At 47.3% G+C, this 12668-nt stretch carries 16 protein-coding genes; 11 read left to right on the top strand and 5 right to left on the bottom strand.

What is annotated here, in order from left to right; all coding sequences use genetic code 11:
* Positions 1-15: 15 nt before the first annotated feature.
* Positions 16-1770, top strand: a complete 1755-nt coding sequence (locus F557_RS20590; protein WP_019003347.1) for an ABC transporter ATP-binding protein — start codon at positions 16-18, stop codon at positions 1768-1770.
* Positions 1767-3617: an ABC transporter ATP-binding protein gene (locus tag F557_RS0116675; RefSeq protein ID WP_019003346.1), complete on the top strand. Its 1851-nt coding sequence runs from the start codon at positions 1767-1769 to the stop codon at positions 3615-3617. Before F557_RS20590 ends, F557_RS0116675 begins: the two co-directional genes overlap by 4 nt.
* 467 nt (positions 3618-4084) lie before the next feature.
* On the opposite strand, the gene F557_RS0116665 is transcribed toward F557_RS0116675, so the two are convergent.
* Entirely contained in the window at positions 4085-4423 is a 339-nt protein-coding gene (locus F557_RS0116665; protein ID WP_019003344.1) for a PD-(D/E)XK nuclease domain-containing protein, read from the bottom strand.
* Positions 4424-4689: 266 nt separating this feature from the next.
* Between F557_RS0116665 and F557_RS0116660 the strand changes: the two genes are divergently transcribed.
* From F557_RS0116660 to F557_RS0116650, 3 genes are read left to right on the top strand one after another with little or no spacing between them, the layout of a single operon-like run.
* Entirely contained in the window at positions 4690-5400 is a 711-nt protein-coding gene (locus tag F557_RS0116660; RefSeq protein ID WP_019003343.1) for a glycosyltransferase, read from the top strand.
* A 41-nt stretch (positions 5401-5441) separates the two neighbouring features.
* Positions 5442-5867, top strand: coding sequence for a phage holin family protein (locus tag F557_RS0116655; RefSeq protein ID WP_019003342.1), 426 nt, complete (start codon positions 5442-5444; stop codon positions 5865-5867).
* Complete coding sequence (locus tag F557_RS0116650; protein WP_026297987.1) at positions 5857-6396, top strand: peptidoglycan recognition protein family protein; 540 nt, start codon at positions 5857-5859, stop codon at positions 6394-6396. Before F557_RS0116655 ends, F557_RS0116650 begins: the two co-directional genes overlap by 11 nt.
* Positions 6397-6588: 192 nt before the next feature.
* Here the strand turns inward: F557_RS0116650 and F557_RS0116645 are convergent, their stop codons facing one another.
* From F557_RS0116645 to F557_RS0116630, 4 genes are all read right to left on the bottom strand, one after another.
* Complete coding sequence (locus F557_RS0116645) at positions 6589-7215, bottom strand: hypothetical protein (protein WP_019003340.1); 627 nt, start codon at positions 7213-7215, stop codon at positions 6589-6591.
* 85 nt (positions 7216-7300) lie between these two features.
* Entirely contained in the window at positions 7301-7492 is a 192-nt protein-coding gene (locus F557_RS22465) for a hypothetical protein (RefSeq protein WP_157617943.1), read from the bottom strand.
* Between the two features lie 27 nt (positions 7493-7519).
* Positions 7520-7717, bottom strand: coding sequence for a hypothetical protein (locus tag F557_RS0116635; RefSeq protein WP_019003338.1), 198 nt, complete (start codon positions 7715-7717; stop codon positions 7520-7522).
* Between the two features lie 17 nt (positions 7718-7734).
* Positions 7735-7938, bottom strand: a complete 204-nt coding sequence (locus F557_RS0116630) for a hypothetical protein (protein ID WP_019003337.1) — start codon at positions 7936-7938, stop codon at positions 7735-7737.
* Positions 7939-8462: 524 nt separating this feature from the next.
* Between F557_RS0116630 and F557_RS0116625 the strand changes: the two genes are divergently transcribed.
* From F557_RS0116625 to F557_RS23730, 6 genes are all read left to right on the top strand, one after another.
* Positions 8463-8672, top strand: coding sequence for an SHOCT domain-containing protein (locus F557_RS0116625; RefSeq protein ID WP_019003336.1), 210 nt, complete (start codon positions 8463-8465; stop codon positions 8670-8672).
* Positions 8673-8722: 50 nt separating this feature from the next.
* On the top strand, positions 8723-8947 hold the full coding sequence (locus F557_RS0116620; RefSeq protein ID WP_019003335.1) for an SHOCT domain-containing protein: 225 nt from the start codon (positions 8723-8725) through the stop codon (positions 8945-8947).
* Positions 8948-9011: 64 nt separating this feature from the next.
* The gene (locus tag F557_RS0116615; RefSeq protein ID WP_019003334.1) at positions 9012-10568 is read left to right on the top strand and encodes a recombinase family protein; all 1557 of its coding nucleotides are present in this window, start codon (positions 9012-9014) and stop codon (positions 10566-10568) included.
* Positions 10565-10990: a recombinase family protein gene (locus F557_RS0116610; RefSeq protein ID WP_019003333.1), complete on the top strand. Its 426-nt coding sequence runs from the start codon at positions 10565-10567 to the stop codon at positions 10988-10990. Before F557_RS0116615 ends, F557_RS0116610 begins: the two co-directional genes overlap by 4 nt.
* Positions 10991-11086: 96 nt before the next feature.
* Positions 11087-11551 (top strand): recombinase family protein, encoded by a 465-nt coding sequence (locus F557_RS23735; protein ID WP_245539426.1) that lies wholly within the window; start codon positions 11087-11089, stop codon positions 11549-11551.
* A gap of 46 nt (positions 11552-11597) precedes the next feature.
* Positions 11598-12557 carry a recombinase family protein gene (locus F557_RS23730; RefSeq protein WP_019003332.1) on the top strand — a complete coding sequence of 320 codons (960 nt, stop codon included), beginning with the start codon at positions 11598-11600 and terminating at the stop codon, positions 12555-12557.
* Positions 12558-12668: the final 111 nt, after the last annotated feature.

The raw sequence follows: 12668 nt of genomic DNA, 5'->3' as shown, positions 1-12668 counted from the left end.
CGCTAACGGTGAATCATGACCTCCTTTTTTCTGAAATACTGGCGCTGCTCTCTCCTCTCGGTGATCTTTATGATTCTGGAGGTCTCGGCCGATCTTACTCTTCCCGGAATTATGGCCGGGATCGTGGACAATGCCATTCTGGGAGGTCCGGAGCATCTTCCACCCGATATAAGCCAGGTGATATCCGCAGGGCTTCTCATGACTGGTGTAATGCTGGGAGGCCTTCTGGCCGGTCTTCTCAGTGCCGTATTTGCCAACCTCTTCAGCATGCGGGGCGGCAATCTGATCAGAAAGGCGCTTTTTGCCAGAATTGCAGGCTTTTCCTTTCCGGATTATGACCGTTTTTCTGCAGGATCCCTGATCACCCGCACCACGTCGGACATCGTCGGCATCCAGAACATGACAGCGCAGCTGATTCGGGGAGCTGTCCGGGCCCTCATGTTTCTTGTAGCCGGAAGCGCGGCGCTTCTGGCACTCTCTCCGGATTTCGGCATGACTCTCCTGTTCGCGCTGCCGCTCATCATTATCGAGACTGCCTATATTCTCCGGAAGTCCCGGCCGCTTTTTGAGGAACTCCAGCATAGGACGGATCTCGTAAATCAGACCGCCCGCGAAGGACTAATCGGACTCACTACCATCAAGGCGTTTGCCCGGGAAAATTACGAAAACCGGCGGTTTTCTCTGGTAAATTCCGATCTGGCCCGGTCGCGCTACCGCTCTCTGATACTGCTGTCCTTTATGCATCCATTAATGAACATCATTCTGAATCTGGCGATAGTGGGGCTTATCTGGATTGGGGCTGTTCAGGCGGCAGACGGGCTCGCGGCTCCCGGGACTGTCATGGCTGGCGTAACCTATCTTTCCCAGATCCTGAACGGTCTTCTTATGCTGGCACTGATTTTTCAGAATGTAACCCGGGGCCTGGCGTCATGGGACCGGGTTTCTGAGGTGCTTAATACGGAACCGGCACTCCGGGACGGCACTGCAGCCGGAGGCCCTGAAAGCGGGACAGTCTCTTTCCGGGATGTATCCTTCCGCTATCCCGGGCAGAAGGAGGACGCGCTTTCCGGCATCACCCTTGATATTCATGCCGGAGAAACCATCGGAATTACCGGTTCTACCGGTTCCGGAAAAAGTGCACTTCTGCAGCTGATCCCCCGGTTTTACGATACCACGTCAGGTACAGTGGCAGTAGATGGCACTGATGTCCGGGACTGGCAGATCCGGGAACTCCGTGCCCGGGTCGGGGTGGCTTTCCAGAAAACTCCGGTATTCACGAAAACTCTCCGGGACAATATCAGGGCCGGGAATCCCGCTGCCACAGAGGAGGAGGTTCTCCGGGCTGCCGCAAATGCTGCAGCCTCTGATTTCATTTCAGAAAAGCCGGAGGCCTATGACACCGTGCCGGGTGCCGGCGGCACAGGTCTTTCCGGAGGGCAGAAGCAGCGGATTCAGCTGGCCCGGGTGTTCTGTCAGAGCCATGAAATTATCATTCTGGATGACGCTCTCAGCGCTCTTGATTTCAGAACCGAGGCCGCCGTCCTGAACAGCATCCGGCGGGAATATTCCGGAAATACCGTGATTATTGTATCCCAGAGGATTTCCACCCTCCGGAATGCCGACAGAATTCTGGTACTCGACGCCGGCAGAATAGCCGGGACGGGAACTCATGAGGAACTTCTCGGAACCTGTCCAGTCTATCAGGAGCTTTTCAGAACCCAGAACGGCGGACTATCCGGTGACAGTACCGGGCAGGGAGAACAGATATGACGGAAAGGAACAGGCGATCTCCCGGTGAATCAGCAGTAGCGCGGAGCGGACGCTATCCCCAAATGCGGGGCTTTATGGGCCGGGGCCCTGGATTTCAGGAGATTCCCGAAATTCCGGAAACTCCGAAAGCCGCTCTTAAAAGGCTTCTCGGCTACTTCAAACCGGATCTCCGGCCGCTTCTGGCACTGCTTCTGGCAGCAGTGCTGGCCTCGCTTCTGGCCTCCCTGGCCCCGGCCTTTATAGCGGAAGCAGTGGATGCCATCTCCCGGGGGGATACCGGCAGCGTTCCCGGAATTCTGACGGCACTCATCGCAGTATACCTGCTGTCCGCGCTGTTCAGTCTTATTCAGGGTGCTGCCGGAGCCGGACTTTCAGCCAGGCTTCTGAAAAGACTCAGAAACGATCTGTTTCAGGCAGTGACCAGTCTCCCGTCCGGGGTTTCTGACCGGAGATCCCGCGGCGATCTCCTGAGCCGGATGACCAGCGATGCGGACATGGTTTCCGATACCGTAAGCATGGCACTTACCGCGCTCTTTTCCGGGAGTCTCCTTTTACTGGGAACACAGGCTGTGATGTTCTGGTACAGCGTCCCCCTGACTCTTATCGCCCTGGGCACGGTGCTGCTTACCATGATAGTTACCCGCATCATTGCCCGGTATATCAGAAAGCTTCTTCTCAGGCGTCAGGAGCTTCTGGGAAAGGTTAACGGCATTGTGGAGGAGTCGCTGTCAAATTATCAGGCATGTGTCTCTCTGAATATGCAGGACCAGAACCGGGCTGCCTTTGACGAAGCCTCTGACAGCCTGACCCGGGCCGCCATTCTGGCCGAAACTGCCGGAAATGCCATGGGCCCCGTGATGAATACCATTGGAAATCTCAGCTTTATTCTGGTGACCATAGCCGGTGCAGTAATGGCAATTCACGGACTTATCACCGTGGGAACCATTGCCGCCTTTGCGGTTTATGCCCGGCAGCTTTCCCGGCCGGTAAACATGCTGGCTCAGGTATTCGGCCAGATTCAGACGGCGCTGGCCGGTGCGGAACGGATATTCGAAATCATGGATCTGCCCCGGGAAAACACCGCCGGAGCTCCGGTGCCCGGGGATATCCGGGGAGAGATCGAGTTCCGCGGGGTTTCCTTCTCCTATCCGGGAGGCGCCCCGGCACTCCGGAATTTCAGTCTCTGCATTGCCCCGGGGGAAAAGGTGGCTCTGGCCGGAGCCACCGGCAGCGGCAAATCAACTCTGATAAATCTCCTGCTCCGGTTTTATGAGCCTGATGCCGGCGCCATTCTCCTGGATGGCAGAGATATCCGGGAGTTTTCAGTAAAGTCTCTCAGAAAGACCTTCGGAACCGTGCTTCAGGATACAGTGCTGTTTTCAGATACCGTTCGAAACAATCTTACCGCCGGAGCTCCCGGTATTTCCGATTCCGTTCTGGAGACAAGACTCCGGGAATGCGGTGCCTGGACTCTTGTTTCCCGGATTCCCTCCGGTACCGGCGCTTTGCTCACGGATGCCGGAGCACGGCTCTCCCAGGGCGAAAGACAGCTTCTTTCTGTAGCCAGAACCTATGTGGCCAATCCCCCGGTACTGATTCTGGACGAGGCAACGTCCAGTCTGGACACCCGTACCGAAAGACATATTCAGGAGGCGCTTCGGGCTCTCACCGGCCGGAGAACCTGTCTTATCGTGGCACACCGGCTGTCCACTATTCTTGATGCCGACCGGATCATCGTAATGGATCATGGCCGGATTGCCGAGGAAGGGCGGCATCAGGAACTGATGGCCCGGGAAGGCATCTACCGGAAGCTCTTCATAAGCCAGTATTCCGGGACTGCTACATGATTTCAGAAAGCCTGGCATTTTGTGTCCCGCCGAGATTCCCACTCCCCGTGGTTCCTGCAGCACGTAAGACAGTGTCTCTGCCATCCATATTCTGTCTTATGAACAGGACACTCCTCCTCATCTTTCAAGTAAATAAAAAGGGAAATCTTGATAGAGCAGGATCTTTCTTTAGTCAATTCGATGTGGATGATATCCAGACCGCACAAGGGGGCGGCTAGAGCTCAAGGTGTTAAACCCTCCGTACCAACCGGATTTTGTATAGATTCAAAATTTATGAATACCGTCACGCTGAAGATTAAATGTCAGTACTTCATGGATTTTGGTCCAGGGAAATTTCTGAGGGGCCTGTAGGATGTCCAAAAAGACTGAAGGCCCCGAGACGGCTTAAGCAGCACAGAGAGCAGAGGTAGCAGATTACCAGTTGTGTTTTCAGAAAAGAGTTGTTGCATAATTTGCAACAACTTAAACTACCCGCAATACACGCACTCCGAACTGGAAAAGACCATGGCATAGGCTTTGACCTGTTTATCCTTGAACTCAAGGGCTGTCCTGTAGGTTTGTACCTGTTCGGTTGCCTCCTTTTTCAGACTTACAATCTTTGCTTCAGTCGCGTCTTTTTTAGCGGCGTACTTCAGCTCGATAAGGTAGATACATTCGTCCTCTGTTCCGTCATTTACGGTTATTACCAGATCGGCATACTTTTCTCCTTTGCCGACAATCCGAAGGGACTTTTGCATTTCTACAAAAACACCGAACATGGAATCTAGTTTGGCGTGAAGCACCAGATTCAGTGCCATCTCACTCATGTGTAAAAGAACCTGATTGGTGAAGATACTGCTTAAAAACTCTGTACAGGAACAAGCAAAAGATGAAAGATCATCCGAGGCATTAAGTAGTGCTGATATATCTAGTTTCTGTTCTCTGAATATGCTATTAGGCTTTAATCGCAAGTCCACCGTGCATTGTGCAAACAGCTTCGACATAAAGAGATTCGGAATTTTTAACATTTGCCTGTCTGAGCTTGACAGTACCGGATCAATGGTGAGATAGCCGAGATAATACAGCATGGATAATGCTCAGGGCCATTTTGCCAAGCGACCTTGTGGAGGCGCGGCTGGTGGACTTCCCGCGGCATGATCTTTTTGCCACCGTTGGCGGAAACAGGCTCATGGTTCATCGCAGCGCTGTTCCGGCCATTGCTCAGAGAATCAGGTCTCTTGAAGATGTCTCTGCCGAAACCGACTGTGTCCTGAACTTCGACCTGGACACGCTGTTTCTGGGCTCTATTGTTCCGCTTCTTGAGGAGATCACGGCAGAACATGAGACCGGCATCTTCGGCGTCAATGAACGGGAAAACCGTGATAAGAGGATGAAGCAGATGAAGCTTAAGGAAATCGTGAACACTCCGCTGTATTTCAATACTGGTCTTATGTGCTACAAGGCTGACTGTAATGGCTTGTATGAGAAGTTCATCAAAACGATTGAGGAAAAAGGAGACTTCATGTACTGCCCGGAGCAGGACTTTGTGAATCTTCACTTCGGGAAAAAGCATCAGCTTTCAGGTGAGTTCAATGCCATCTGGTTCAACCCGGGGTACAAGGAAATGGCTCCGCTGATGGTGCATTACCTCTCAATGGAAAAGCCATGGAATAAATTCATCTACCTTGATTTCCGGGCTTATGCCTACTGGCAGAAATATCTCTCTGACTGTGAACGGGTGGAACGCTATCTTGACCGGGAGTTTCTGGAGCGGGTGCGAAGTAACGTAAGAAGAGTTAAATAACAGGCGGCTTAAAGGTCGCCTTTTTTATTGGAGAAAAAAACATGAGAGAGCTTTGGAATATGCTCCAGGCAATGTTTACGGGAATCGGCGGATGGCTCGGCTACTTCCTCGGCGGTTGTGACGGCCTCCTGTATGCCCTGATTGCCATTACGGTTATCGATTACATCAGCGGTGTCATGTGCGGGATTGTCGATGGGAAACTGTCAAGTTCCATCGGGTTTAAAGGTATCTGCAGGAAGGTAATCGTGTTCATGCTGGTAGGCGTTGCTACCATTCTGGATACAAGAATATTTCAGACCGGGAGCGTACTCAGAACTGCGGTAATTTTCTTTTACCTCTCAAACGAGGGCATCAGTCTTCTTGAGAATGCATCACACCTTGGTCTGCCGATACCGACTGTGGTCAAAAAGGCTTTAAACCAGTTACACGATAAATCAGAAAATAAGGAGAATGAAAGTGGCAAATAGTCCATTAGAGGGTTTTACAAAATTGAGTCCTAACCATTCAGGGAAAAGAACCTGCGCCATCAGCAGAATTACACCCCATGCAGTTGTCGGTCAGCTTAGTGTTGAGAGGATCTGTGACTGCTTTAAGGATAGCAGCAGACAGGCAAGCTGCAACTACTGCATCGGGGCTGACGGCAGAATCGGACTTTGTGTTGATGAGCAGAACCGCTCCTGGTGCTCATCTTCCCGGGACAACGACCAGCGAGCCGTTACTATCGAATGCGCCTCTGATATGATTGAGCCATACACCATGAAGCCGGGGGTGTATGCCGCCCTGGTAGATCTGTGCGTTGATATCTGTAGAAGGAACGGAAAGAAACGACTGCTGTGGATCGCAGATCGGAATAAGGCATTGAGTTATTCGGTCAGGAGTGATGATATGCTGCTGACCGTTCACCGCTGGTTTGCCAAGAAAAACTGTCCGGGAAACTGGCTGTTCGGGAAGTTGGGCGATTTAGCTCAAGCGGTGAATAGCCGACTTGGGGAGTAAGAGGGCAATTTAGCAGACTGATGGTGCTACAGTCTGCTTTACCTTATTTTCTCCTCTTGCTTAGCATATAAATAAACCCGGTGCAAAAAGTCGATTTCTACTTAGTTCGATACAGCAAGGCCTTTAAAATAGCCATCCGTTTTTGGCAAAAATGATGTTGTGGACTGTTAGGAGTTTTAAAAAAATCATTTTCTATTCAATTACTCTGTGAATGGATTCTATCTTAAAATTTTTATAGTTATCATATCTGTGTGACGCCTCTTTCATAAATTCATTTTTAACGGCTTCTTCGTCATCGTCAATGCCACATACAAGTTTCATAGTAAGGATGTCAGAATGACCATTATTAAGAAAACCACGAATGGATGCAACCCATTCTGTGTTAACACAAGATGTAATAGTAAAATTCTTTAACTCAGGTCTCTTTGAAGCAAATTCAGGTAAAATTCGTTCATTTGCCATTTTAATTGCTGTTGCTCTATCGTGGGCTGTCATAGTTCTACGTCCAAGATCTACAACTTTTACTTTATCGGGTCCTATCGAAAATTCACCTGAAATTTGAAGATTCCATGTTGTCATTATGTATCCACGTGAATTTAAAACGTCACACGCAATACCTCTATGAACAGGATCTTCAGCATTATAAGCCTTGTCTATTAATTTTTCATTATCCAAGGACTTATATTTGGATTTAATGTACTTCATTTCCTCACCAAATCGAATAATGGGGTCTTTATTCAATTCTTCCTTAATTCCGTTAGCTATCCCATTCGCCATACCTTTAGCAAAAGAACCAAACAACTCACCGAAAAGTCCCATAAAACCTCCGAATCACGACCACTCAAGGATACGTTAATTAATAACTATTACATATCCCCACAATCTTCTCCAATCAAAACAACTGCTAACCCATCTGGTGAATTTCAATAATCTCAAAATTCTCATAATTAGGCTTCATTGATGCTGCTTTTGATAGGATAATTTCTCTAGCCTCGTACTCACTGTCAGCAATAATTGAAGAGATCGACATTTCATAACTACTACCTATCGAACTATTCCTTAAATAACAACGAACTCTAGCACTCCATCTAGCCATATAAAAAACTCCTATAACACTATTTAATCACGATCTTCTGCAGGTTACACAGACGACTTCAACTGCGTCAGGAATCTGCATTTTGACGTTACCCTCTGCCATTTTCATGGCAGCCAAATCCATATCAGCAGTTACTACAACAGTCCTGTACCCTGTATGTCCTCTTTTATCAACATACCTTACAGAACAGGTATATCGAGTAACCGTAGTTTTGTTCTTATCCATACAATTTCCTAACGTTTTTATCTATACGGATTATCGTAACCACGTTCTTTTAAAACCTTCCGCGCTGCAGCCTTTTCCTTCATAGATGAATAAGATGATCTAAGAATATCTTTCAATTGTTCATCACTGTAGGATTCATACTTCGCTTGTAATTCCCTATACTCAGCTGCATTTTCACTAATTGCGTCTAAACCTTTTTTAGCCAGATCCCAAAAACCCATAACATCACCTTTTTGAATAGAAAATAAATCAATTAATCTTTATGCGGAAGCCTTCCCCTCTCCTTAAGGATTTGATAAGCCGCACACTGTTGCCACCTGCTTGTAGCACTATAAAAACCCTATACTTACAAGTTTACCATTGGTTTATTTTTTTATCAGTTTTGAGCTTACTTTGATCTTATATCTGTGATCAGATTATAAAACACCATTATTTTTTAGACTTATATCACATTCAATGTCATCTTCTACAAATCCCCTGCTCACCAAATAGCCAATCAGCCACATTTCCTAAAATCGTTCCGCTCAAATCAGCCTCTGATGTCCAGTACATTATTGCCATTTCTTTAGTCAGTTTCCCAAATCTCTCAACGTAGGCTAGATAAGAGTCATAAATCTTTGTGTAAAACCGAGCATTTTTAGGGGGCAGAAAAGCGAAAAGAAGTTTCTGAAATTATTTTTGTCAGAAATGGCTCCTGCTGAACATAGAGAGTAGGAACAGATGTTTTGCGTACAGGAGCTATGAAATGCCGACAAACGAATCAAAGACTGACAGTAAGGCCATCAGAAAATACACGGCTGAGGAACTTAAGAACGAGTTCAACTATTTAAGGGCTAAACAGATTACCGGAATGATGCTCAATCGGGGACTCATTACGCAGGATGAGTACCGTCTCATTATGGCAGAAAACAAAACCACGTTTCCGACCTTTCTCTCCGCAATACTCGATTGTTGAGTTGCTATAAACGGCATACAGAGTAATGGTATAGCCACGGGGGTAATTATATGAAAAAGATAATTGATTTCGAACAGAGTGGTTATTTTCTGCCGTTTAAATCAGAGGTTAAGCCTCTGACACCGGAGCAGCTGAAGACTGAATTTATGTTCTTATGGGCGGAAATGATAACAAGAAATATGTTGAACGGTGGAGTGATCTGCCGTGATGAATACCTTCTTATTATGGCGGAGAACAGGCTCTCGTTCCCGACATATCTCGCTCCATTATTCTGATTATTGAGTTGCTATAGCAGGCACACAGAGCAAATATGTTACCGAGAACAGAGGAAACGAGACAATGAAAAAGATAATCAAAATAGAGCCGTCAGTAGATGGAAAAATACTGATGCGTAAGCGGGTGGCTGCCTATTGCCGCGTATCTACGGGAAGCGAGGAGCAGCTTGAAAGCCTCGAAACCCAGAAGACTCATTACGAGGAGTACATATCCTCAAATCCTGAATGGGAGTATGCCGGACTTTATTACGATGAGGGCATAACAGGCAGAAGGAAGGATCTGCGTCCGGCGCTGATGCAGATGATGCAGGACTGCGAAGCGGGGAAAATCGATGTGATTTTAACAAAGTCGCTCAGCCGTTTCGCCAGAAATACCACAGACTGTCTTGAACTGGTTCGCAGACTTCAGGAACTTGGCATCACGGTTTACTTTGAGAAAGAGAATCTCAACACTGAGAAGATGGAATCTGAACTGCTGCTGTCAGTGATGAGCAGTCTGGCTCAGAGTGAGTCTGAATCAATATCGCAGAACAACACGTGGAGCGTTCGCTGCCGTTTTGAGGATGGTACTTTCAAGTCCTGCTGTGCTCCGTTCGGCTACTCAATTAAAGACGGGGTTTATTCAATAAATGAGGATGAGGCTACGTGGGTCAGATTCACGTTCGACAACAGCGTGAAAGGACTCAGTTCTCATCAGGTTGCACAACTGCTTACTGAAAATAATGTTCCAACAAGGAACGGTGGTAAGTGGCGGGCATCAACCGTATGTTCAATTTTAAAAAACGAGAGATATATCGGTGACTGTCTGTTTCAGAAAACATACAAAGATTCTAATTGCAGGCGGCGCTGGAACTATGGCGAAGCGGATCAGTTTTATGCAAAGGAACACCACGAAGCCATTATCAGCAGGGAGGTGTTTGATGCGGTTCAGAATTCGCTGGAACACCGGGCAAAGGAGAAGCACCTCAACATTAGAAAGACAAATACCCATTATCCATTTACCGGGAAAATTGTCTGCGGTGAATGCGGAGCAATGCTCGTCAGACATATAAATACCATCGGCACTGTTAAAACTCCGGTATGGGTATGCCGTGAGCATCTCCACCATAAGGAAAAATGCTCGATGAAGTACGTAAAGGAGTCTGCTCTGAAATCAGCTTTTTCCACCATGATGAACAAGCTGATTTTTGCCAGTGTCGATCTTTTGCAGGGACTTCTTAATGATATCCGCAGGCAGAATAACAATGCCAACAGGGTACGAATGGCAGAGATTGATGCGGCCATAAGTGAAATGACTGACCGCAGACAGTCTCTTTCCCTGCTTGCCGGCAAGGGATATCTGGATTTGGCGGCATTTGCCCAGGAGAACAACAGCCTCATCAATGAAACTGAAAAGCTGAGGAAGGAGAAGGAGCAGACTATCAACGGTGCTAACGATGTGAAACATCGAACAGCGGCATTGGAGGAACTTATCCGGTTTACCGGGAAAAAGGAGATGCTTTCGGAGTTTGACGGGGAGGCTTTTGAAAACTTTGTCGATCATGCGACTATCGTCTCAAGAGCCTCTGTTTCTTTCCATCTGAAATGCGGACTTAATCTTAGTGAGGCAATTCAAAAATGAACAAAGGACATACTCCATTAGGATACAGAATTCAGAACGGTATTGCGGTTGTCTGCAAAGAAGAAGTCAGACAGATAAAGCAGATTTATAAAGGGTATCTGTCCGGGATGAGCTACATGGATGCTGCAGAGCAGGTGGGATTGCATATGAATCATGGCAGTGTGAAACGTCTTCTGCAGAACCGTCACTATCTCGGGGATGAGTTTTATCCTGCCATCATTGACAGGGAAATGTTTGATGCGGCAGAGCAGGAAAGACGCAGGCGCAGTACCAGACTTGGCAGAGACCACAAGAAAAAGACATTCTCCGACAAAATCATAATCCCTAAAGAATTCACCATGGGAAAAGCGAAAAAGAGGATTGCAGAACCCTTTGCTCAGGCTGAGTACCTTTACAGTTTAATAGAAGTAAGAGAGGTATAAATTGGCATCAATAACTATGATCCCCGCCAAAAAGCGTGTCGGTACCAGAGTTGTTCAGGATGAAGTTCCAAAACACGAGTGGCAGCTTACTGCCGAGTGTCTACTGATACCGATGAGCAGGCAACAAGCTACGAAGCTCAAGTGGAGCACTACACGAAATACATCAAGCAGAATCCGGCATGGGAAAGTGCCGGCATATATGCTGATGACGGTATATCAGGAACCAACACCAAAAACCGTGTTGAGTTCGACAGGCTTATCAATGACTGCATGGCTGGCAAAATCGACATGGTGGTTACCAAGTCCATCAGCCGTTTTGCCCGTAATACTCTGGACTGCCTTAAATACATAAGGCAGCTCAAGGATAAGAACATCGCGGTATATTTTGAGAAAGAAAGTATCAACACACTTGATGCCAAAGGTGAGGTGATGCTCACCATCATGGCATCTCTGGCTCAGCAGGAAAGCGAGAGTCTTTCGCAGAACGTTAAACTCGGACTTCAGTACCGCTACCAGCCAAGGGAAGGTACAGGTCTGCACCACACGTTTTCTTGGGTATGACAAGGATGAGAACGGAAAGCTCATCATCAACAAGGAAGAGGCTGAAGTGGTGAAACGCATCTTTCGGGAATATCTGGAAGGTTACAGCTACAACATCATCAGCAAAGGTTTGGAGGCTGATGGTATTAAGACAGCAGCGGGCAAAACCAGGTGGGTTGCAACGACTTTGCGTAAGATTCTCAGAAACGAAAAGTACATTGGCGACGCCCTCCTGCAGAAGACTGTCACCACAGATTTTCCTACCAAAAAGCGGGTGGAGAATAAAGGACTGGTTCCACAGTATTATATCGAGAACAATCATGAGCCCATCATTCCGAGGGATCTGTTTTTGCGGGTTCAGGAGGAGATGGCCAGACGTGCCAGCCTTGAAACCAATGTGTTGAGACGCAGACAGTACAGTGGCAAGTACGCTTTTACAAACATTGTCTTCTGTGCTCATTGCGGTGAGGTTTTTCAGAGAACCCAGTGGAACATACGTGGAAATAGAAGAAATGTATGGCGATGCCTTTCACGTCTCCAAAAGAAACGGTCTAAGATAGACTGCCCGGCGAGAACGGTAAATGAAACTGATCTTCACGCAGTGGTACTGAAAGCCATCAATGAGGTCTACGCAAAACAGGATAATTTCCTGCCACAGCTAAAAGCCAATATTGCAAAAGTTCTTGGCATCAGTAATTTTAAGGCTGTTGCTGAAATAGATGAGAAAATCAATGAGAAGCAGCAGGAGATCATCAGACTGACCAAGGCTCGTCAGAACTGCGATGCTCTTGGTGATGAGATTATGAAGCTCCGTGAGAAAAAGTACCGGCTCCAGATCGATGATGCGAATAGAGAGGGAGCTCGAATAAGATTTGCAGAGATGGAATCATTCCTCTCCGGGCAGGGCACTGAAGTTCAGGAGTACGATGATGCTTTGGTACGACGGCTCGTAGAGACCATCACTGTCTATGATGACCGCTTTAAGGTGAAATTCAAGTCGGGCATCGAGATTAAGGTAGTATCATAAGTTTGTTTTGCAATTTTTATTATTATATAGCGGTTGACTTTTGTTTGATCATAAGTTGTATTCATTAAAAGAAAGTCAACCTTTAATTTTTTTTGAAAAAGTTTGGTTTAT

Source organism: Succinimonas amylolytica DSM 2873 (assembly GCF_000378405.1).
Lineage (GTDB): Bacteria > Pseudomonadota > Gammaproteobacteria > Enterobacterales > Succinivibrionaceae > Succinimonas > Succinimonas amylolytica.
This window is presented reverse-complemented; position numbering and strand designations above follow the sequence as displayed.

Excerpts from the sequence above, each read along its gene's own strand:
- F557_RS20590 (WP_019003347.1), top strand. The coding sequence starts at position 16 with ATGACCTCCTTTTTTCTGAAATACTGGCGCTGCTCTCTCCTCTCGGTG.
- F557_RS0116675 (WP_019003346.1), top strand. The coding sequence starts at position 1,767 with ATGACGGAAAGGAACAGGCGATCTCCCGGTGAATCAGCAGTAGCGCGG.
- F557_RS0116665 (WP_019003344.1), bottom strand. The coding sequence starts at position 4,423 with ATGAGTGAGATGGCACTGAATCTGGTGCTTCACGCCAAACTAGATTCC.
- F557_RS0116660 (WP_019003343.1), top strand. The coding sequence starts at position 4,690 with ATGCTCAGGGCCATTTTGCCAAGCGACCTTGTGGAGGCGCGGCTGGTG.
- F557_RS0116655 (WP_019003342.1), top strand. The coding sequence starts at position 5,442 with ATGAGAGAGCTTTGGAATATGCTCCAGGCAATGTTTACGGGAATCGGC.
- F557_RS0116645 (WP_019003340.1), bottom strand. The coding sequence starts at position 7,215 with ATGGGACTTTTCGGTGAGTTGTTTGGTTCTTTTGCTAAAGGTATGGCG.
- F557_RS22465 (WP_157617943.1), bottom strand. The coding sequence starts at position 7,492 with ATGGCTAGATGGAGTGCTAGAGTTCGTTGTTATTTAAGGAATAGTTCG.
- F557_RS0116635 (WP_019003338.1), bottom strand. The coding sequence starts at position 7,717 with ATGGATAAGAACAAAACTACGGTTACTCGATATACCTGTTCTGTAAGG.
- F557_RS0116630 (WP_019003337.1), bottom strand. The coding sequence starts at position 7,938 with ATGGGTTTTTGGGATCTGGCTAAAAAAGGTTTAGACGCAATTAGTGAA.
- F557_RS0116625 (WP_019003336.1), top strand. The coding sequence starts at position 8,463 with ATGCCGACAAACGAATCAAAGACTGACAGTAAGGCCATCAGAAAATAC.
- F557_RS0116620 (WP_019003335.1), top strand. The coding sequence starts at position 8,723 with ATGAAAAAGATAATTGATTTCGAACAGAGTGGTTATTTTCTGCCGTTT.
- F557_RS0116615 (WP_019003334.1), top strand. The coding sequence starts at position 9,012 with ATGAAAAAGATAATCAAAATAGAGCCGTCAGTAGATGGAAAAATACTG.
- F557_RS0116610 (WP_019003333.1), top strand. The coding sequence starts at position 10,565 with ATGAACAAAGGACATACTCCATTAGGATACAGAATTCAGAACGGTATT.